Source organism: Trebonia kvetii, from assembly GCF_007827045.1.
GTDB classification, from domain to species: Bacteria; Actinomycetota; Actinomycetes; order Streptosporangiales; family Streptosporangiaceae; genus Trebonia; species Trebonia kvetii.
Window position 1 is genome coordinate 181,304 of the sequence record NZ_RPFW01000008.1, and the last position, 18,228, is coordinate 199,531.

Annotated in this window: 21 protein-coding genes and 2 pseudogenes; 19 read left to right on the top strand and 4 right to left on the bottom strand. The window is 69.6% G+C overall.

Translation table 11 applies throughout. The annotated features are described in order from the left end of the window. Positions 1-71 precede the first annotated feature (71 nt). The 5 genes from EAS64_RS35555 (at position 72) to EAS64_RS35575 (ending at position 5,596) form a co-directional block, all read left to right on the top strand. Complete coding sequence (locus tag EAS64_RS35555) at positions 72-1,334, top strand: LacI family DNA-binding transcriptional regulator (RefSeq protein ID WP_145860329.1); 1,263 nt, start codon at positions 72-74, stop codon at positions 1,332-1,334. A gap of 9 nt (positions 1,335-1,343) precedes the next feature. Next, positions 1,344-2,336, top strand: coding sequence for an ABC transporter permease (locus tag EAS64_RS35560; RefSeq protein ID WP_145860331.1), 993 nt, complete (start codon positions 1,344-1,346; stop codon positions 2,334-2,336). Beyond that, a complete protein-coding gene (locus EAS64_RS35565) occupies positions 2,333-3,340 on the top strand; it encodes an ABC transporter permease (protein WP_145860333.1) in 1,008 nt (335 codons plus the stop codon). The genes EAS64_RS35560 and EAS64_RS35565 overlap by 4 nt, the downstream gene beginning before the upstream one ends. Further along, positions 3,340-4,368, top strand: coding sequence for an ABC transporter ATP-binding protein (locus tag EAS64_RS35570; protein WP_145860335.1), 1,029 nt, complete (start codon positions 3,340-3,342; stop codon positions 4,366-4,368). Before EAS64_RS35565 ends, EAS64_RS35570 begins: the two co-directional genes overlap by 1 nt. 73 nt (positions 4,369-4,441) lie before the next feature. Further along, positions 4,442-5,596, top strand: a complete 1,155-nt coding sequence (locus tag EAS64_RS35575; protein WP_222849851.1) for an ABC transporter ATP-binding protein — start codon at positions 4,442-4,444, stop codon at positions 5,594-5,596. Positions 5,597-5,633: 37 nt separating this feature from the next. On the opposite strand, the gene EAS64_RS44150 is transcribed toward EAS64_RS35575, so the two are convergent. Then, positions 5,634-5,867, bottom strand: coding sequence for a hypothetical protein (locus tag EAS64_RS44150; RefSeq protein ID WP_187366415.1), 234 nt, complete (start codon positions 5,865-5,867; stop codon positions 5,634-5,636). On the opposite strand from EAS64_RS44150, the gene EAS64_RS35580 reads away from it, so the two are divergent. The 3 genes from EAS64_RS35580 to EAS64_RS35590 all read left to right on the top strand — a co-directional run bounded on the left by EAS64_RS35580 (position 5,866) and on the right by EAS64_RS35590 (position 8,579). Beyond that, on the top strand, positions 5,866-7,419 hold the full coding sequence (locus EAS64_RS35580) for an ABC transporter substrate-binding protein (RefSeq protein ID WP_187366416.1): 1,554 nt from the start codon (positions 5,866-5,868) through the stop codon (positions 7,417-7,419). The two genes, EAS64_RS44150 and EAS64_RS35580, sit on opposite strands and share 2 nt — an antisense overlap. Positions 7,420-7,599: 180 nt before the next feature. Next, positions 7,600-7,896 (top strand): GlsB/YeaQ/YmgE family stress response membrane protein, encoded by a 297-nt coding sequence (locus tag EAS64_RS35585; protein ID WP_246116020.1) that lies wholly within the window; start codon positions 7,600-7,602, stop codon positions 7,894-7,896. 158 nt (positions 7,897-8,054) lie between these two features. Continuing rightward, positions 8,055-8,579: a CBS domain-containing protein gene (locus EAS64_RS35590; protein WP_246116021.1), complete on the top strand. Its 525-nt coding sequence runs from the start codon at positions 8,055-8,057 to the stop codon at positions 8,577-8,579. A gap of 45 nt (positions 8,580-8,624) precedes the next feature. Here the strand turns inward: EAS64_RS35590 and EAS64_RS44155 are convergent, their stop codons facing one another. Then, entirely contained in the window at positions 8,625-8,786 is a 162-nt protein-coding gene (locus tag EAS64_RS44155) for a hypothetical protein (RefSeq protein ID WP_187366417.1), read from the bottom strand. Positions 8,787-8,923: 137 nt separating this feature from the next. On the opposite strand from EAS64_RS44155, the gene EAS64_RS35595 reads away from it, so the two are divergent. From EAS64_RS35595 to EAS64_RS35605, 3 genes are all read left to right on the top strand, one after another. Beyond that, complete coding sequence (locus EAS64_RS35595) at positions 8,924-10,990, top strand: transketolase (protein ID WP_145860339.1); 2,067 nt, start codon at positions 8,924-8,926, stop codon at positions 10,988-10,990. A 64-nt stretch (positions 10,991-11,054) separates the two neighbouring features. After that, entirely contained in the window at positions 11,055-11,786 is a 732-nt protein-coding gene (locus tag EAS64_RS35600; RefSeq protein ID WP_145860341.1) for a GAF and ANTAR domain-containing protein, read from the top strand. Positions 11,787-11,790: 4 nt separating this feature from the next. After that, entirely contained in the window at positions 11,791-12,264 is a 474-nt protein-coding gene (locus EAS64_RS35605; RefSeq protein ID WP_145860343.1) for an ATP-binding protein, read from the top strand. Here the strand turns inward: EAS64_RS35605 and EAS64_RS35610 are convergent. Beyond that, positions 12,197-12,580, bottom strand: coding sequence for an STAS domain-containing protein (locus EAS64_RS35610; RefSeq protein WP_187366418.1), 384 nt, complete (start codon positions 12,578-12,580; stop codon positions 12,197-12,199). The genes EAS64_RS35605 and EAS64_RS35610 overlap by 68 nt on opposite strands. Positions 12,581-12,827: 247 nt before the next feature. Here EAS64_RS35610 and EAS64_RS35615 point away from each other — a divergent pair, with 247 nt between their 5' ends. The 3 genes from EAS64_RS35615 (at position 12,828) to EAS64_RS35625 (ending at position 14,781) form a co-directional block, all read left to right on the top strand. Further along, complete coding sequence (locus EAS64_RS35615) at positions 12,828-13,106, top strand: hypothetical protein (RefSeq protein WP_145860347.1); 279 nt, start codon at positions 12,828-12,830, stop codon at positions 13,104-13,106. Between the two features lie 430 nt (positions 13,107-13,536). Further along, positions 13,537-14,058 carry a hypothetical protein gene (locus EAS64_RS35620; RefSeq protein WP_145860349.1) on the top strand — a complete coding sequence of 174 codons (522 nt, stop codon included), beginning with the start codon at positions 13,537-13,539 and terminating at the stop codon, positions 14,056-14,058. 15 nt (positions 14,059-14,073) lie between these two features. Beyond that, positions 14,074-14,781, top strand: coding sequence for a GAF and ANTAR domain-containing protein (locus EAS64_RS35625; RefSeq protein WP_145860351.1), 708 nt, complete (start codon positions 14,074-14,076; stop codon positions 14,779-14,781). Between the two features lie 7 nt (positions 14,782-14,788). Here the strand turns inward: EAS64_RS35625 and EAS64_RS35630 are convergent, their stop codons facing one another. Beyond that, positions 14,789-15,079: a WhiB family transcriptional regulator gene (locus EAS64_RS35630; RefSeq protein WP_145860352.1), complete on the bottom strand. Its 291-nt coding sequence runs from the start codon at positions 15,077-15,079 to the stop codon at positions 14,789-14,791. A 194-nt stretch (positions 15,080-15,273) separates the two neighbouring features. On the opposite strand from EAS64_RS35630, the gene EAS64_RS35635 reads away from it, so the two are divergent. The 5 genes and pseudogenes from EAS64_RS35635 to EAS64_RS35655 all read left to right on the top strand — a co-directional run bounded on the left by EAS64_RS35635 (position 15,274) and on the right by EAS64_RS35655 (position 18,182). Continuing rightward, complete coding sequence (locus EAS64_RS35635; protein ID WP_187366419.1) at positions 15,274-15,849, top strand: hemerythrin domain-containing protein; 576 nt, start codon at positions 15,274-15,276, stop codon at positions 15,847-15,849. A 10-nt stretch (positions 15,850-15,859) separates the two neighbouring features. Then, positions 15,860-16,080, top strand: a pseudogene (locus EAS64_RS48090) (catalase); the annotation flags it as partial. Then, positions 16,080-16,166 (top strand): annotated as a pseudogene (locus EAS64_RS48015) (catalase); the annotation flags it as partial. The pseudogenes EAS64_RS48090 and EAS64_RS48015, both read left to right, overlap by 1 nt. Positions 16,167-16,270: 104 nt before the next feature. Continuing rightward, positions 16,271-17,707 carry a SigB/SigF/SigG family RNA polymerase sigma factor gene (locus tag EAS64_RS45230; protein ID WP_222849852.1) on the top strand — a complete coding sequence of 479 codons (1,437 nt, stop codon included), beginning with the start codon at positions 16,271-16,273 and terminating at the stop codon, positions 17,705-17,707. 67 nt (positions 17,708-17,774) lie between these two features. Next, positions 17,775-18,182, top strand: coding sequence for a hypothetical protein (locus tag EAS64_RS35655; RefSeq protein ID WP_145860356.1), 408 nt, complete (start codon positions 17,775-17,777; stop codon positions 18,180-18,182). Positions 18,183-18,228 lie beyond the last annotated feature (46 nt).

Here is an 18,228-nt window from a genome sequence, read left to right on the forward strand (position 1 = left end):
CCCTTTGCGGGGTTTAGCGTAAGCGCTTACATCGCAGGTTGTAAACGCTTACATTTGGGACAGGTTACGCCGTGGTAACGCTCTATGACGTCGCGCGACGAGCGGGGGTGTCTATCGCCACCGTCTCCCGTGTGCTGCACGGGAAGGAGCCGGTGCGCGAAACGACTCGTGCCCGGGTGCGCGCGGCCATCGAGGAGCTCGGTTACGTACCGGACGGCGCGGCGCAGTCACTAGCCCGCAGCCGCAAGGACGTGATCGGCCTCGTCTGCGTGGAGCACACCGGGCTCAAGCCGAATCAGTACGACATCGAGTCGATGAGTCTGCTCTTCTACGACGAGGTGATGCGCGGCGTTGAGGCGCGTATCAGGGAGCTGTCCTGGTCGCTGCTGATCACCTTCCTGCGGGAGGACGAGAACAGCGGCGCCACCCTCCCCGAGGACGAGCCGGTGGCCCCGCGGCTGCTCGCGCTCTCCGGCAAGGTCGACGGCCTGCTCATCGGCGAGGGCGTCGTGCCGCAGCCGGTGCTCGCCAGGCTGGCCAAGCGGGTTCCCGTCGTCGTCGTCGCCGGCGACACGGCGCAGCGCGGTGTGGACGTGGTGTCCGCGGACAACCTGTCCGGTGCGCACGCGCTGGTCGAGCATCTGGTCGCCGATCACGGCAGGCGGCGGCTGTTCCACGTCGACGGCCCGGCGACCGCGCCGGACGCCGCGGCCCGGCGGGTCGCGATGCAGGCGGTCATCGAGGCGCATCCGGGCACCCTGCTCACCGGCTCCTATAGCGGCAGGTTCACCGTGCACAGCGGCCAGGAGGCCGCCGAGCGGCTGCTGGCGGACACCCAGGCCGTGGGCAGGCCGCTGCCCGACGCGATCATCTGCGCGAACGACCAGATGGCCATCGGCGTGGTGCGCGCGCTCACCGCCCGCGGCGTCCGGATCCCCGAGGAGGTGGCGGTGGTCGGCTTCGACGACATCTTCCCCGCCAGCCTCACCGATCCGCCGCTGACCACCGTCCACCAGCCGATGCGCAAGATCGGCGAGCGCGGCTGCGACCGGCTGATCGAGCGGATCACCGATCCCTCGCTGCGCCCGAGGATTGAGCTGCTGCCCGCGGAACTGGTGCTCAGGTCGAGCTGCGGCTGCCCGTCGGGAACCGTGACGCGGCGCCAGGTAGCGCCCATTATCCGGCGAAAGCCCACAAACACGGTTAAGCTGCCGTCTCCGACGCAACGTGTGGCGCCGGTCACACTCCCCGACTATCCAGCCAGCTCGACCCGCCTGCCGGACTACGCCGGCCGGGCTGGGGACCTGACCAACGACGAGATCCTAGAAAGGTAGGTGGAAGGCATGCCGTTTATTGTTCGCCGCCTGGCCTTCTACTTCGTGGCGGCGTGGGTGGCGATAACACTCAACTTTTTCATCCCCCGCGCTATGCCGGGCAACCCGGTGCAGTCCATCATCGCGAAGTTCCCCAACCTGACGCCCGACGCGGAGAAGGCGCTCGCAATCATGCTCGGCGGCAGCCTGGCGAAGGGTTCGCTGTGGTCTCAGTACGTGACGTACCTGGGCCACGTGTTCACGTTCAACTTCGGCACTGACATCGCGAACTTCCCGACGCCGGTGACCACGCTGATCGGCCAGAGCCTCCCGTGGACGCTGACGCTGGTCGGCGTCGCCACGATCATCGCCTTCTTGCTCGGCACCGGGCTCGGCATCCTCGCCGGGTGGCGGCACGGCGGCTGGCTCGACCGCTCGCTGCCCGGCCTGATGTTCCTCCAGGCCATCCCGTACTTCTTTCTCGCGCTCGTGCTGGTGGACGTGGTGGCCGTCACACTGCACTGGCTGCCGCCCGGCCAGGGCTTCGACGGTAGGACAACCACGCCCGGCTGGCACTGGAACTTCATCGGCAGCGCCGTACAGCACGCCATCCTCCCCGCGTTCACCATCGTGGTTACCTCGGTGGCCGGCTGGATGCTGCAGATGCGCAACGTCATGATCACCACGATCAGCGAGGACTACGTGGTGGCCGCGCAGGCCAAGGGCCTGCCGAACCACCGGGTCATCTACACCTACGCCGCCCGCAACGCGCTCCTTCCCCAATTGCAGGGCTTCGGTCTCGCGCTCGGCTTCGTCGTCTCCGGCGCGCTTGTCATGGAGATCGTCTTCGCCTACCCGGGCATCGGCCTGCTGCTGCTGAACGCGGTCTCCTCCGACGACTTCCCGCTGATGCAGGCGATCTTCCTGGTGATCACCTTCGCGGTGCTCATCGCCAACCTGATCGTCGACCTGATCATCGTGTTCTTCGATCCGCGAGTGCGGGCAAGGGAGGTAGGGCGATGAGCGCAGTGGCCAATGTATGGCGCAACCTGCCGCTCAAGGCGAAGATCGGCGTCTGGCTCTTCGGCTTCTTCGTCCTCGCGGCGATCATCGGCCCCCAGGTTGCTCCGTACGACCCCTCGTACGCCAACCCGGACCCGGCCCTGCTGCAGGCGCACCCCTCGGCGCAGCACCTGCTCGGCACCACGCAGACCGGCCAGGACGTGCTCTCCCAGCTGCTCGTCGGCATCCGGATGACGATGGAGCTCGCACTCCTCGTCGGCGTGATCGCCACCGCCCTGTCGGTGATCGTCGGAGTCACCTCCGCGTTCCTCGGCGGAGTCTGGGACGAGGTCTTGTCACTGCTCAGCAACGTGTTCCTGGTGATCCCCGCGCTGCCGCTGCTGATCCTGCTGCTCGGCTACCTGCCAGGCAGGGGGCAGCTGCCTACGATCCTCGTGCTCAGCGGGCTCGGCTGGCCGTGGGGCGCGCGGGTGATCAGGGCGCAGACACTGATGATCCGCAACCGCGACTTCGTCGCCGCCGCGCGTGAGTCGGGCGAGAAGAGCTGGCGGATCATCGTGCTCGACATCATCCCGAACGAGATCAGCCTGATCGCGGCCAGCTTCGTCAACACCGTCCTCTACGCGATCGGCGCCTCGGTGGCGCTTGCCTTCGTCGGCCTCAGCGACCTCAACACCTGGTCGCTCGGCACCATCCTGTACTGGGCGCAGAGCCAGCAGGCGCTGCAACTCGGCGCGTGGTGGTGGTTCGCGCCGCCCGGCCTCGCGGTCGCGCTGATCGGCATCTCTCTGGTGCTGCTCAACACCGGGATCGACGAGCTCGGCAGCCCGCGGCTGCGTGCCTCGCGCGGCGCGGCGAAGATCGCCGGCCAGCGCATCTGGCCCACCGACCCCACCCCGGTGTACGCGCAGCTCACGGCCAGCCGCAGCCGGGTCGGTGCCTTCCTGCACTCCTTCTCGCGCGGGTCACTGCTCGACGAGACCCCCGCCGGAGGTGAGCTCTGATGAGCCCGATCCTCGAGATTCAGGACCTGTCCGTGGCGTACCGGACGCCGGGCGGCGACGTGCGCGCGGTCGAGCACGTGGACCTCACGCTGAATGCGGGCGAGGTGGTCGGCCTGTGCGGCGAGAGCGGCTCGGGCAAGTCGACGCTCGCCTATGGCGCCACCCGGCTGCTGCGCCCGCCGGCCCTGGTGACTAGCGGCAAGGTGCTCTATGGCGGCCGCCGGATCACCTCGGGCGGGCATCAAGCCGACCTGCTCACGATGAACCACAGGGAACTGAAGGCGATGCGCTGGCGGGAGATCGCGATCGTCTTCCAGAGCGCGATGAACGCGCTCAACCCGGTGCTCCGGGTTCAGGACCAGCTCCTGGACGCGGCCCAGTCGCACCTGCGGCTGCCGCGGGGCGAGGCGCGGGACAAGGCGGCGACCCTGCTGGACCTGGTCGGCATCCCGCGCGACCGACTCCGTGCCTACCCGCACGAGCTGTCGGGCGGCATGCGGCAGCGGGTGATGATCGCCATGGCGCTCGCCGCCGACCCCGAGGTCGTCATCATGGACGAGCCCACCACCGCGCTCGACGTGGTGGTGCAGCGGGACATTCTGGCGCAGATCGTGGAGCTCAAGGAGACGCTCGGCTTCGCGATCCTGTTCATCACCCACGACCTGTCGCTGCTGCTCGAACTCGCCGACAGGATCGCGGTCATGTACGCGGGTCGGCTGCTCGAGACGGGCACTGCTCACGCCATCATGCGCGAGCCTGCCCACCCCTACACCCGGGGCCTGCTCAACTCCTTCCCCTCGCTGCACGGCCCGCGCCGGGACCTGGCAGGCATCCCGGGCTCGCCGCCCGACCTCCGCGACCCGCTGCCCGGCTGCCCGTTCGTGCCGCGCTGTGCGCACGCCATCGATGCCTGCACCAGCGTGGACATGTCGCTGGCCCCGCTGCCGGGCATCCCCGGCATGGTCAGCCACCTCACAGCCTGCCCCATCGTGACCCCGGAAGTGAGCCAGGAAGGGGTGCTGTCATGAGCGAGCTTGCGAGCGAATCGGCAAGTACAGCGTGTCCGCGAATGCGGACTCCGGGCGCCAGCGAGGTGTCCTCATGAGTGAACCGATCATCAGCGGCGTGCCCGCTGCCGGCCTGGCCGGCGGGGAGGTGCCGGCCATCGGCTCCTCAGCCGCGCCGGCCATCAACGCGAGCGCCGAGCAGGTGGGGGAGCCGGCCGTCGTCCAGCCAGCCGCGGCCGGCCGCGGGCCGCTCGTCATGGAGGCAACCGACCTGAACAAGGTCTTCAGGCTCGGGCCCGGCGCCTCGCTGCACGCGGTGCGGAACGTCTCCTTCGGCCTCTACAAGGGCGCGGTCGTCGCGCTGGTGGGGGAGAGCGGTTCCGGCAAGTCCACGGTGGCCAAGCTGCTGGCCGGCCAGGAGCGGCCGACGAGCGGGCGGATCACGCTGGACGGCAAGCCCATCGACGTGCACGCCGGCCGCGCGTTCCGCCACTACAAGAGCCAGGTGCAGTACGTCTTCCAGGACCCGTTCAGCTCACTCAACCCGGTGCACACGGTCGGCTACCACCTGATCCGCCCGGTGAAGCTGCACCAGCCGGGGGTGAAGAACGTCAAGAACGCGGTGACCGCCCTGCTCGAGCAGGTCAGGCTGACGCCAGCTGCGCAGTTCATCGAGAAGTACCCGCACGAGCTGTCCGGCGGGCAGCGGCAGCGCGTCTCGTTCGCGCGGGCGCTCGCGGCGCAGCCGACCGTGCTGCTCGCCGACGAGCCGGTGTCCATGCTCGACGTGTCCATCCGCCTGGAGATGCTCAAGCTGCTCGACGACCTGCGCACCCGCCTGTCGCTTGCGCTGCTTTACATCACGCACGACATCGCCTCCGCCCGGTACTTCGCCGACGAGGTGCTCGTGATGTACGGCGGCCAGATCGTCGAGCGCGGCCCCGCCGAGGAGGTCACCCAGCATCCTGCCCACCCCTACACCCAGCTCCTCATCGCCTCCGCTCCCGACCCGGACAACCTGGGCAGCTCGCTCAAGTCCGGCAACGTCGTGCAGGGCGCGACCGTCGCGGGCAAGGGCGGGAGCGTCGGCCCGGCCCCGGTCGGCTGCCCGTTCAGCAGCCGCTGCCCGCTCGCCGACGACAAGTGCCGGCGGGACAACCCCGCCCTCCAGTTGCTTGCACCCGCCCGCGCGGCGGCCTGCTGGCATCTGGATGAAGCCGCCACGCCCAGGGCGGACGGCTCGCTATGAAACCGGGCCGCCCATCAAGGAACGCCCTGCCCTCCTTTCAATCAGTAACCCGAGAGGAAAGGTCAAAGTTGACTATCCAGAGAATCACTAGCAAGAGAGTGCTGGCGCTGACCGCGTCCGGACTCCTTGCTGCGGCTCTCGCGGCCTGCTCGAGCTCAACGAGCACGACGCCGCCCGCGAGCACGAGCAGTGCCCCCGCCACCGGGAGCAGTGCCTCCGCCCCGGCAAGCTCCTCCCCGGCGACCTCGGCCAGCAACGCAGAGGTCGTCATGGAGAGCTCGCCCGAGAGCAGCATCACGCAGGACTTCAACCCGTTCGTGTCCACCGCCGCTCCGCAGGGCATGGGCGCGACCGGGCTCGTCTACGAACCGCTGATCCAGTTCGACCTCGCCAACCCGACTCAGCAGTACCCGTGGCTGGCCACCAAGTACGCATGGAGCAACGGCGGCAAGACGATCACCTTCACGATCCGCCAGGGCGTGAAGTGGAACGACGGCACAGACTTCACCCCCGCCGACGTCGCCTTCACCTTCAACTACGTCAAGGCACACACCGACATCAACCTCGGTGGCCTGCAGATCACCAGCGCGACGGCTTCCGGCGACACGGTCACGGTCAACTTCCCGACCGCGCAGTACATGAAGCTGGAGCAGATCGCCGGCCAGGCGATGCTGCCGCAGGCGGTGTGGTCCAAGATCACCGACCCGGCCACGTTCACCGACTCCACTCCGGTCGGCACCGGCCCCTACGTCCTCGGCAGCTTCACCCCCGAGGGCTTCACCATGATCAGGAACACCCACTACTGGTCGAACGTCCCGGTGGGCCGGGTCTACTTCCCCGTCTACACCTCGAACACCGGCGCGCTGAGCGCGCTGTACTCCGACCAGATCGACTGGACCGGTAACTACATCCCCGGCCTGCAGCAGAACTTCGTGGCCAAGGACCCGGCACACCACCACTTCTGGGAGGCGGCGGGTTCGTCCAACGCCCTGTGGCCGAACCTGACCACGTGGCCGACCAACCAGCTCGCCGTCCGGCAGGCGATCGACGTGGCGATCAACCGCAACGTCCTGAGCTCCGAGGGCGAGTCCGGCCTCGAGGCGCCGCTGACCAACGCCTCAGGCATTACCCTGCCCACCTACCAGGCGTGGCTGGCCGCCGAGGTCAAGGACCGGACGCTCCCCGCGGCCGGCAGCGCCGCGCAGGCCCAGTCCATCCTGACCAAAGCGGGTTACACCAAGGACAGCGCGGGCTTCTTCGCGCTGAACGGCAAGGAAGTCAAGGTCACGATCGTCGACCCGGCGGCCTACACCGACTATGCGCAGTCCGGCGCGCTCATCGCGCAGGACCTGAAGGCGGCGGGCATCAACGCCACCTTCAACGGCATCACGGTGAACGCCTGGAACGCCGACATGGCGAGCCACAACTTCCAGCTGGCCCTCCACTGGAGCAGCGGCGGCATCACGCCGTACTTCCTGTTCGACACCTGGCTCGACCAGGGCCTGATCTCCGCGGGCCAGGGCGACTTCGAGCAGCTGAAGGACGCGACCATCCAGGCCGACCTGCAGAAGCTCAACGGTGACGAGACCGTGGCCGAGCAGACCGCTGACCTCGCCCCGATCGAGAAGTACGTCGCCGACAACCTGCCGGTGATCCCGACCACTACCGCGGCCGACTGGTTCGAGTACAGCTCGCTGCACTTCACCGGCTGGCCGACCCAGGACAACCCCTACGACAGCGGCCAGCCCTCGGGCACGAACAACGGCCCGGGCACCGGCAGCGACGAGGTCGTGCTGCTGAAGCTCCAGCCCGTTTCCTCATGACAAACAACTGACACAACACAAGAACAAACAGCTGACACAAACAACTCAATAGCCGCGGGAGGCGGTTCGCCGCCTCCCGCCAGCGACGGCCCGCCCATACCCTCCCCCCGGCGGGCCGTCGTGTTTTCTCAGCGCACGCAGAACGTGAATGAAAGCGTTTATGCCGGGTAGCCGGGACGCATGACAATTGCAGCCATAATCACCTGGCTGATCATCGGACTGGTGGTCGGCGCACTCGGGCATCTTCTCGTGCCGGGCAGGCAGCGGATCGGCATTCTGCTGACGCTGCTGTTCGGCATCGTCGGCGCGTTCGTCGGCGGCATTGTCACCGCCGCCATCCTCGGCGCCGGTCACCTCATCATTACCTTCATCGTGTCCGTGGTCGTGGCCGCGCTGCTGATCGCCGTGGTCAGCCACCCGTCAAGCCACCGCCACATCTACGGCAACCGCCGCCGCCGTCGTGGCGTACTGCGCTAACCGCGGGTCGCGCCTCGTGGGCCGCTAACCGCGGGCCGGCGCGCTCGCGGCGGCATGGTGCAAGTGCCCACGGCGAAAGGGGTCCCTCGGGACCCCTTTTCGGTTTACCGGCCTCCCTGGCAGGTAGCAAGAGTGCGACAGCCGGAAGGAGGGACATCATGACCAACAACGACGACATCGTGAGCCCGGACAACCGCACAGAGCCGGTCAGCGATGTCCTGCGGCCAGAGGCCGTCGCTGAGACGGTCAGCGACCTGATCCCGCCGCAGCGCGGCGCGGTCCGCGACATCATGACCCCGGCCCCCGTCGGCGTCTACTACACCCAGACGATCGGCGAGACCGCGCGGGTCATGCGCGACGCGCAGGTGGGCGCCGTCCTCGTCATCAACGATGGGGCGCTGGCCGGCGTGGTCACCGACAGGGACCTGGTGATCAGGGGACTCGCGGACGGCATCGCGCCCGACTCCCCTGTCGGCCCGCTGTGCAGCGGCGACCTGATCGGCGTGGCCGCGGAGGCGAGCCTGGAGCAGGCACAGCAGCTCATGCGCGAGCACGCGGTACGTCGCCTTCCCGTCATCGCCGACGGTCAGGTGGTCGGCATCGTGTCGATAGGCGATCTCGCCATCATGGCCGAGAGTAACTCGCCGCTCGCCGCGGTCAGCCGCGCCGAGGCCAACACCTAGCCAGGCGCGCGACCAGAGAGCAACACGCGCCGCCCGGGAGTCGCGTTACGAGTCCATGGGGCTGTCGCGCCTGCGGACCGGGACAGTCGGCTCGATGCGCGGCTCCTTGAAGGCCGGGTTGCGGGCCGCCATGGCGACCGCGGCTAGCCAGACGGCCAGTGACGCGACGATCAGCGCGCACGTGATCCAGATCAGCGTTGCCGACATTCCTGCCTCCCGTTTCTCGGGCTTCTTGGCGCGGCGACGCCCACTGCGCTACCCAGCGCGCGGGCGATTACCCGCTGCCGCCGCGTGTGAACGCGAACCCGGCGGGCAGCGATCTAGGCAGACCGGAGTGAGGCACCATGAGCACGTCGTTCCTGCTTGAGCAAGACGTCACGCGTGCCCTGCACGAAGTCGCGCAGCAGCTGCGCGTGGACTGCGTGCGGTGCAGCGCCGTCGCGTCGTCCGGACACCCGACATCCTCGATGTCGGCGGCCGACCTGGTGGCGGTGCTGATAGCTCGCCATCTCCGCTACGACTTCGCGGAACCGAAAGCCCCTGGCAACGACCACCTGATCTTCTCCAAGGGGCACGCGTCGCCGCTGTACTACGCGATGCTGCGCGCGGTGGGCGCCATCGGCGAGGACGAGCTGTTCCGCTACCGGACGCTGCGCAGCCGCCTCGAGGGACACCCGACACCACGGCTGCCGTGGGTGGATGTCGCCACCGGCTCGCTCGGCCAGGGCCTGCCGATTGGGGTGGGCATCGCCATCGCCGGCCAGAACCTGGACCGGCTGCCCTACCGGGTATGGGTGCTATGCGGCGATGGCGAGCTTGCCGAGGGGTCGATCTGGGAGGCCGCGGAGCAGGCCGGCTGCTCGCATCTGGACAACCTGACCGTGATCGTGGACGTGAACGGGCTGGGCCAGCGTGGCCCCACCCGCCACCGCTGGGACACCGCCGCCTACGCGGCGCGGTTCCGTGCGTTCGGCTGGCACACGCTGGAGATCGACGGACACGACATCGAGGAGATCGACCGTGCGTTCAGCGTCGCGGCGGCTCATCCAGGCGCGCCGTCGGTGATCCTGGCCAGGACGCGCAAGGGGCGCGGCGTCGCGGCCGTCGAGGACAGGGAGGGCGCGCACGGCAAGCCGCTCCCCGACGCCGCGGCAGCGATAAGCGAACTCGGCGGCGTTCGCGACATCCGGGTCGCGGTGGCACACCCGGACCCGCTCCCGTCACGCGTGGTGCCGCCCGGCCAGATTCCGCTAGCCCGCCCAATGTCGGCCCACGCAGTGCCGCTTCACGCAGTACCGCTTCACGCAGTGCCGCTCCACCCAATGACGCTCCACGCAGTGCCGGCTCGCATCCCGGCCCAGCCGGCGCAGGACCGGCGAGCCCGGCCGGTCACCCGGTGGCGGCCGCCCGCCTTCGCGTCCGGCTCCATGGCATCGACGCGGGACGCCTTCGGCCAGGCTCTGGCCTTGCTCGGCGACGTACGGCCCGACGTCGTGGTGCTCGACGGCGAGGTCAGCGACTCCACCCGCACCGGCCTGTTCGCGCAGGCCCACCCGGAGCGGTACTTCGAGTGTTACATCGCCGAGCAGCAGATGATCGCCACGGCAGTCGGCATGCAGGTACGCGGCTGGGTGCCGTTCGCGGCCACCTTCGCCGCGTTCCTGTCCAGGGCCTACGACTTCATCAGGATGGCCGCGATCAGCCGCGCGAGCATCCGCCTCGTCGGCTCGCACGCCGGCGTATGGACCGGCGAGGACGGCCCGTCTCAGATGGGCCTCGAGGACATCGCGGCGCTGCGCGCCGTGTATGGCAGCACCGTGCTCTGCCCGTGCGACGCGAACCAGACCGCCTGGCTGACCGGCGTGCTCGCCGACCTTCCGGGCGTCAGCTACCTGCGCACCTTCCGCGGCGAGGCGCCGGTGATCTACCGGCCAGGCGAGCGGTTCGACGTCGGCGGGAGCCGGGTGCTCCGCTGGTCGCCCGACGACCAGGTCACGATCGTCGCCGCGGGCATTACCGTGCACGAGGCGCTCGCGGCCGCGGACCTGCTCGCCGACGACGGCATCTCCGCACGGGTGATCGACGCGTACTCGGTCAAGCCGGTCGACGCCGCCACGCTGCGCACGACCGCGCGGGAGACCGGGCGGATCGTCACGGTGGAGGACCACTGGCCGGAGGGCGGCCTCGGCGACGCCGTGCTCGCCGCGCTCGCGGCAGGCGGCGCGCCGATGCCCGCGGTCAGGAAGCTGGCGGTCCGAACCATGCCGGGATCGGCGACTCCCGACGAGCAGCTGCAGCTGATGGGCATCGACATGGCCTCCATCGCCACCGCCGCGGCCGAGCTTGTCGGCACCGAAGCCGGTCCCAGTGCGAGGACCGCCGTCGGCAGCGGCGCGAGCATCGGCAGCTGACCTTGCCTGACGGCCGTTTCTTCCGGCCAGCGGGGGTAGCTGAATGCCAGGTAGGTGAGTAAACGTGTCAAGTGAAGTGCAAGATGATCTCGCGGGGCTGCAGAACGCCCTGCTGAACACCGACAGCGTCGAGCAGTTCCTGCATGAGCTCGCGGTGCTCGCTGCGCGGGCTGTGGGCGACGGCATGTCGTGCGGCTTGGCGCTGCGGCAGCGCGGCCGTCCCACGCCAGTCTCCGCCTGCACCGATCCGCTGGCGTCTGAGGCGGACCGGCTGCAGACCCAGGCGGGCGATGGCCCGGCGCTGCGGGCGCTCCGCGACATACGGCCGCAGCATGTGCACGACACCGCCACGGAGAACCGCTGGCCGCGCTTCTGCCGGCAGGCCGCCTCGCTCGGCGTCCGCTCCTGCTACGCGCTGCCGCTGGTCACCGGCGGCGAGGTGGCCGGCGCGCTGGTGCTGTACGGGCGGCGGCCCGGCGCGTTCGGGCCGGAGGAGATCAGGCGGGCGGAACGGTTCGCGAGGAACGCGGCGGGCGCACTCATCCTGGCGCTACGGCTTGCCGCCTGCACCGACCAGAACGACCAGCTGCGGTCTTCGATCGTGTCGAGGGCGGTCATCGACCAGGCGCTCGGCGTGATCATGGCCACCCAGCGGTGCCCGCAGGACAAGGCGTTCGCGCTGCTGCGCGGCGTCTCGCAGAACACCAACGTAAAGCTCCGCGACCTCGCGGCGAGCATCGTGTCGAACGTCACCGGCGAGCCGCCGCGGCCGACCGCTCCATTCGAGGACGGCTGAGGGGATGAAACCGCGGACGCGCGACTGGCCGGCCGGCGGCGAGAAGCCGGCCGGCGGCCCGCACTGGATCGCCGAGCGGAAGTTCCGCCGCGGCGACGCCCCGGAGGTCCGGCGGTTCGCGCAAGCGTTCGGCTGGCGGGCCAGCCTGCGCGGCGGGCAGTTGCCCGATTTCGTGCTCGCGGTCAACGAGGCCGCCGCCAGCGTCACCGCGCGCCGGCCAGGCACCGCCCGGGTGCGCCTGTGGTCGGCGGGCACCAGGGTGTACTGCGAGGTGCACGGCGACGCCATTATCAAGCGAGATATCGGCGGCGGGCGGCACGGCGAGGTAGAGGCGCTGCGGCGGTATGTGCTGCGCCGGGTCTGCGACTACTTCCGCGTCGCGTCCGGGCCGGATGACACGCGGGTACTGCTCACCATGGCAGTAAGGCGCGCAGCCCGGGACCCGTCTGGTCGGGCAGGGATGCGACGGCCACGCTGACGCTCGGGTACACGCCGATCAGCCGGTCGAGGCCGACCAGGTCGAGCACCCGGAGCACCGGTGGCGCGGTGACCACGAGCCGCAGCGTCGTGTCGGTCGTCGACGCCCGCCGCGACGTCCGCACCAAGGCCGACACCCCGGCCGAGTCGAGAAACGTCGTTCCTGTCATGTCAACCACGAGGCCGCGCGCCCCGGCGTCAAGCGTGGAGAGCAGCACGTCGCGCAGCCCGTCCGCGTTGGTGAGGTCGATCTCGCCGGACACCGTGACAACGGCGGTCCGGCCGGACCACGCCGCGGGAAAACGATCTTCGGACACGACAACCACCGCCACTTCACGAATAGGGAGGGCAGGCCGCGTCTCCGGACCCGAACGCAACGGCAGCCGAGGAATAGTCCACCGCAGGCAGCATTATGTCGGTCCCGCCGCCCGTCGACAAGCGACAAGCCCCGGCAAAGCCTACTGGAGTTACCGAACCCCTGTGCGCAACGTTTCCCACCCGCCATGCGGGTAGTTGACGGTCCGGAGGCGAGGCGGACGATGAACAAGGCCGATCCGCGGCAGGGTGCCCGCCGCTGGGCCAGTCCGTCTCGTCGCTGCCCTGGTCCGCGTTTCCCTCTCCCGCAACACCTCCCACGAAAAGCAGCGGAAGAAAGCCGAGGCCATCATGCGAATCGGGTCGATCCTCCTGATTATCTGGCTGGTTATCGGGCTGATAGCGGCAGCCCAGCGCAACTATTTCAACGAAAAGGTCAGCTGTGCGAGCGCCGGCACGGTCATCGTGACTATCCTCGCAGGCCCGCTCAACTATGTCGGCGTCAACCCGAAGCTCTCCTGCCATTAAAAGCGAAAGCAAAAAACAAAATACAAATTATCCCGAACGGGTTCCGCCAGCTCCCCATCCGTCAATTTCACGCGGCGGCGGGCGAAGCAATCGGGCTCCTCGCCCCTGGTCCGCTCCTGCTGGACCAGGGGCGAGGCATGCCAGGTCCCCGGTCCCCGGCCCCCGGCCCCCGGCCACAGTCGCCGCCCCGCGAGTTTCGCCGCGGCTGGGGCGTCAGCCGCGGCCCGGACGGGAATGTCATCGGTGCGCATTCCGCCGCCGTCTCACCGGCACGCCGGATCAATAAGGGGCGATTCGGTCAGGTGTATACCGATATCTGTCGTTTCCGAGTAGCCGTCGGTGACCCGGGTATCCGATGGCGGTAGCCGGAAGCGCGCGCCAGGCGAGGGGGCTCGGCCAGGCGAAACGCGGGGGACAAGGGAGAACGACCATGAGCACGCATGATTCCATTACCCGTTCCGGGCCGGGCCGCACCTGGCGCGCCCCCTGGCGGCTCGCGTGGCGTCTGCTGCGCGCCTGCGTGCCGTGGCGGCGAGCGGCCGCCCGCCCGGTGCGCCTCGGCAGGCGGGGGCGGCGCAGGCTGAGCGCGATCGAACGCGCACTGGCGGTGGAAACTCCGCAGCTCGCGTCGATGTTCCAGATGTTCGCTCAGCTCGCGGTGGGGGAGAGCCACGACGGCGCGGAGCGACTGCCGAGGTCGGTGCGATCCCTGCCGCGGCCGCGGCGCGCGCACCTCGCGCTGCTGTTCGCGTTCGCGAGCCTCGTGGCCCTGTGCGTCACCCTCAGCTTCCGTGTCACCCCCAGCTCGCGCAACTGCCCGGCCTCGACGACCTCGGCGTCGTCGACATCGCCCGGCTCGTCTCCGTCGCCCGCGTTCCGTGCCGGGGGAGCGGCCGCCTTCGCGCCGATGCGCATGGCAGGCTGCCGCGCGTACCCTGCTATCAGCAAGTAGACCTACGGAGGAGACGTGACCGCCGAGAACCTCGGGTATGAGGCGACCGAGCTCGCCAGCCTCAGCAACGGCGAGGCGAAGTCGCTGAGCAAGCTCGCCGAGCTGGCGGTCAGGCAGGTTCCCGGGTGCGCGGCGGCCCACGCCACGATCTGGCGCGACGGCGAGCTCGCCGCGGTCGCCGCCAGCCATCCCGACCCGGCGGGGCTCATCGACATGGAGCTGCTGGCAGGTCAGGGCCCGCTGCTCACGGCTGTGCGCGAAGGCCGGCCGGTGAGCTGCCGTGACGCGCTCGACGAGGAGCGCTGGCCGTGGTGGTCGGCCGAGGCGCTCCGCCGCGGCCTGCGCAGCTCTATCCACCTGGTCAGGCAGTCGGCCACGATCACCCTGGTGCTCGCACTGTTCGGAGTCCGGCCTGGGGCGCTCGACGCCGACGGGGTGCCGATGGCGGAGATGCTTGCGCGGTTCGGCAGCACGGTGTTCGCCAACAACCTCGCCTACGGGCAGGCGCAGCGGACCGCGACGCAGCTGAAGGACTCGGTCGCCGCCCGCGCGGTCACCGACCAGGCAAAGGGCATCCTGATGCACGCGCTCGGCTGCGACGCCGACGAGGCGCTGCGCTATCTGCGCCGTGAGTCGCAGCGGCGGCACGTCAAGGTCACCGAGGTCGCGGCGCGGGTCCTCGCCACCTACGGCTCGGGCGGCAGGGCCGTTCCGCCCAACTGAACCGGCGCTAGACCGTCACTCCTTGGTAGGCCAGCGGCCTGCGGGAGGCACGGCGGGTGCGTGCACGCCTGGCGCGAACGCGGTCATCGGGCGTGGTGCCGCCCCAGATGCCGTGCGACTCCCCGGTCCGCACCGCGAACTCGAGGCACTGCTGCCTGACCTGGCAGCCGTCGCAGATGCGCAGCGCCCGCTGGACCTGCGCGGTCGCGGCCGGACCGACCGCGATGGGAAAGAATAGGTCCGGGTCGGCGCCGAGGCAGGCGCCGACGGCGCGCCAGTCGGTGGCGTAGTCGATCATGGCAGGCCCGCTGCCCTGCGCGGCACCGGATATTCGCCGACGACGACGGAAACTTCCGCTAATTACGTCCTATGGCGGTAGATGCCGACAAACCTGCCTCGCCCTCAACGGCCTTTCGTTTGCGGCCACAGTGCCCGGGTAGCGGGTCGAGGTCGGGGAAAACAGCAGGTCACAGACCCGAGGGAGGGGAACAGATGCCAGACGTGTTCGAGGTGCTGAAGAAGGACCACGACGAAATGAAGGTCATGCTGGCCGAGCTCGAGGATGGACCGAAGGCCAGTGACGGCGCCACCGCCGAGCAGCTCGCGTTCCGCAGGCAGGCGCTCGACCAGGTGATCATCGAGCAGTCCAAGCACGAGGCCGCCGAGCAGCAGTACTTCTGGCCGGCCCTCGGCGGCCTTGGCTCCGGTGGCGCCCGCGTCATGCAGGACGGCCTCGAGCAGGAGAACGAGGCCGAGCCGCTGCTCGCCGAGCTCGGCAAGCTCGAGCCGGGCGACGAGGAGTTCGAGGAGCGGCTGACCGCTCTCATCTCCGCCGCCCGCGCGCACATCGCGTTCGAGGAGGCGCACGCGTGGCCGCTGCTGAAGGCCGCGATCAACCACGACCAGGCCCAAGCACTCGGCGATCGGATCGCCGCCGCCAAGAAGACGGCGCCGACCAGGCCGCATCCGCACATCCCGCCGCAGGCGGCGAGGACCGCGGGCCCGGTGGCCGGCGTAGCGGACAAGGTCAGGGACATCCTGACCGGTCGCGGCAAGAACCCGTCCTGATGATGCGAGCATGGGGAACGGCAACGAGACCCACCAGCAGGCCGGCGACGGGACGGCGCCGCTGACCACCGCCCAAGGCGTCCCGGTCAGCGACGACCAGAACACGCTGCGGGCGGCGGGGAGCGAGGCCCTGCCCTGCTCGAGGACTTCCACTTCCGCGAGAAGATCTTCCACTTCTTCTATCGCGAGCGGATACCGGAACGCGTGGTGCGCGCCCGCGGCTACGGCGCATGGTGCCCGGCATCGACTTCACCGACGACCCGCTGCTCCAGGGCAGGAACTTCTCCTACCCGGACACCCAGCTCAAGCGGCTCGGCAGCAGGCGCCAGTTCTACGTAAGCCAGACCGCTGTCGAGCGCACATCGCCGACGCGTTCGCCTTCGAGCTGAGCAAGTGCGAGCGGGCGGAGATCAGGGCGCGGATGGTGGCTGGCCTGCGCAATGTGGACGAGGACCTCGCCGCCGCGGTGGCCGAGGGTCTCGGCCTGCGCCAGCTGCCCGCCGCGCTCGAGCCGGCCCGCCAGCAGCGGCACGACCTGCCGCCGCCGCCCGCGCTGAGCATCCTCGGCCGTAGTCCGGGCGACTTCGTCGCGCCCGCGGTCGGCGGCGCGGACGTCAGCGACGGCACGCTGGTCCGTGCGGACCAGCAGATCGAGGGCGCGCCGTCGGTGCTGTACGACGCCCTCGCCATCGTCGCCGAACCCGGCGGCGCGCGGGTCCTGGCCGCCAGGCCTGCCGCCAGGGACTTTGTCACCGACGCCGTGGCGCACTGCAAGTTCGTCGGCTACACAGGCGGCGCCGCGGTGCTGTTCGAGGCCGCGGGGCTGCCCGCCGACCCGTCCGCCGAGGACGAGGGGTTCATCAGCCTCAACGAGCATCCGGCGGCGGAGTTCATCGCGCGGTGCCGTCGGCTGCGGCACTGGGACCGCCGTTCGCAACGATGTGACGGAGGTCACATGTCATCAAGTTTAGAACCCTCTCTGCGGGCACAATCGCCTCCGTCCGGCCATTCCTCACCCCCGGAGACAGCCATGACGACGAAGGCAACGTCCACCGCACCGATCCTCGGCACGCAGGCCGAACTGGCCCAGCTCGCCGACGACGAACTGCTGATCCGATTCCGGGCGCTGCCCCGCGACAGCCACGAGCGCTCCGTCGCGTGCGAGATCCTCGTTCAGCGCTACGAGCGCCTTGTCCGTTCCTGCGTGCGGCAGTACCGCGGCAGCCCAGAACCGGTCGAAGACCTGATGCAGGTGGGGTACGTCGGCCTGCTCAAGGCGATCAACAACTACGACCCCTCGTTCGGCAGCGGCCTGTCGGCCTACGCGGCGCCGTGCGTGAGCGGCGAGATCAAGCGGCACTTCCGCGACAAGCGCTGGCAGGTGCACGTCCGCCGCTCCGCGCAGGAGCTGCTGCTTGAGATGCGCAAGGCGACCGAAGCGCTCACCCACACCCTCGGCCGCACCCCCACCGACGAGGAACTGGCGGAGCGGCTCGGCTGCAGCCCCGAGGACCTGCTCGAGGCCAAGCAGGCGGACATGGTGTTCAGTGCCTACTCACTCGACGCCCCGCTGTCCGACAGGGACGACCCGGCGCAGCTCAGCGACGTCCTCGGTGACGAGGACGCCGAGATGGAGCACGCGATCGACATGGAGGCCGTGTCGACGCACTGGGACGAGCTGCCCGAGCGGGAGCAGCGCATCCTCGTGATGCGCTTCTACGGCAACCTGACCCAGGCCGAGATCGGCGCCAGGCTCGGCATCTCGCAGATGCACGTGTCCCGGCTGCTTACCCGCGCGCTCGGCCACCTGCGCAGCCGCCTGCTCGACAGCCCAGACGACCTCGTGCGGTCCGCCTGACATCCCTTCCCGCGCTCAGGAGACCTCATCAGACGGCGGCCCGAGACCGCCAGGAAAGGACACCCCGATGAAAACCGGAGCAGGGCTCGCCCTCATCTGCGTAGGCGCCATCCTCGCCTTCGCGGTGACGACCAACACCTCGGTCTTCAACCTGCACACGGCCGGCTGGGTGCTCATGCTCATCGGCGTCATCGGCCTGCTGCTGCCGAACCGCACCTACGGCTGGCTCGGCCGCAGGCTGCTCGTCCGCCGGTCCTACCCGAGCGGCAGGGTGGAGCGGATCCCCGTCCCGCCGTACGTCGCACGCAACCCTGGCACGTCCCGGATGGAGCTCGGCCTGCCGCCGCGGCCGACCCTCCTGGACCAGGAGGACGACCCGATCGAGGACGCATACCAGAACGCGGGGTCGCGCCAGGCTGGCGGTGCCGCCGGGGGCACCACCGAGATCGTCGAAGACCTCTACGAAGAGCCGTAACCCCTGGCCGCGGGTACGGAGGTCGTCCCCCTGGAGGTGTTCGTGA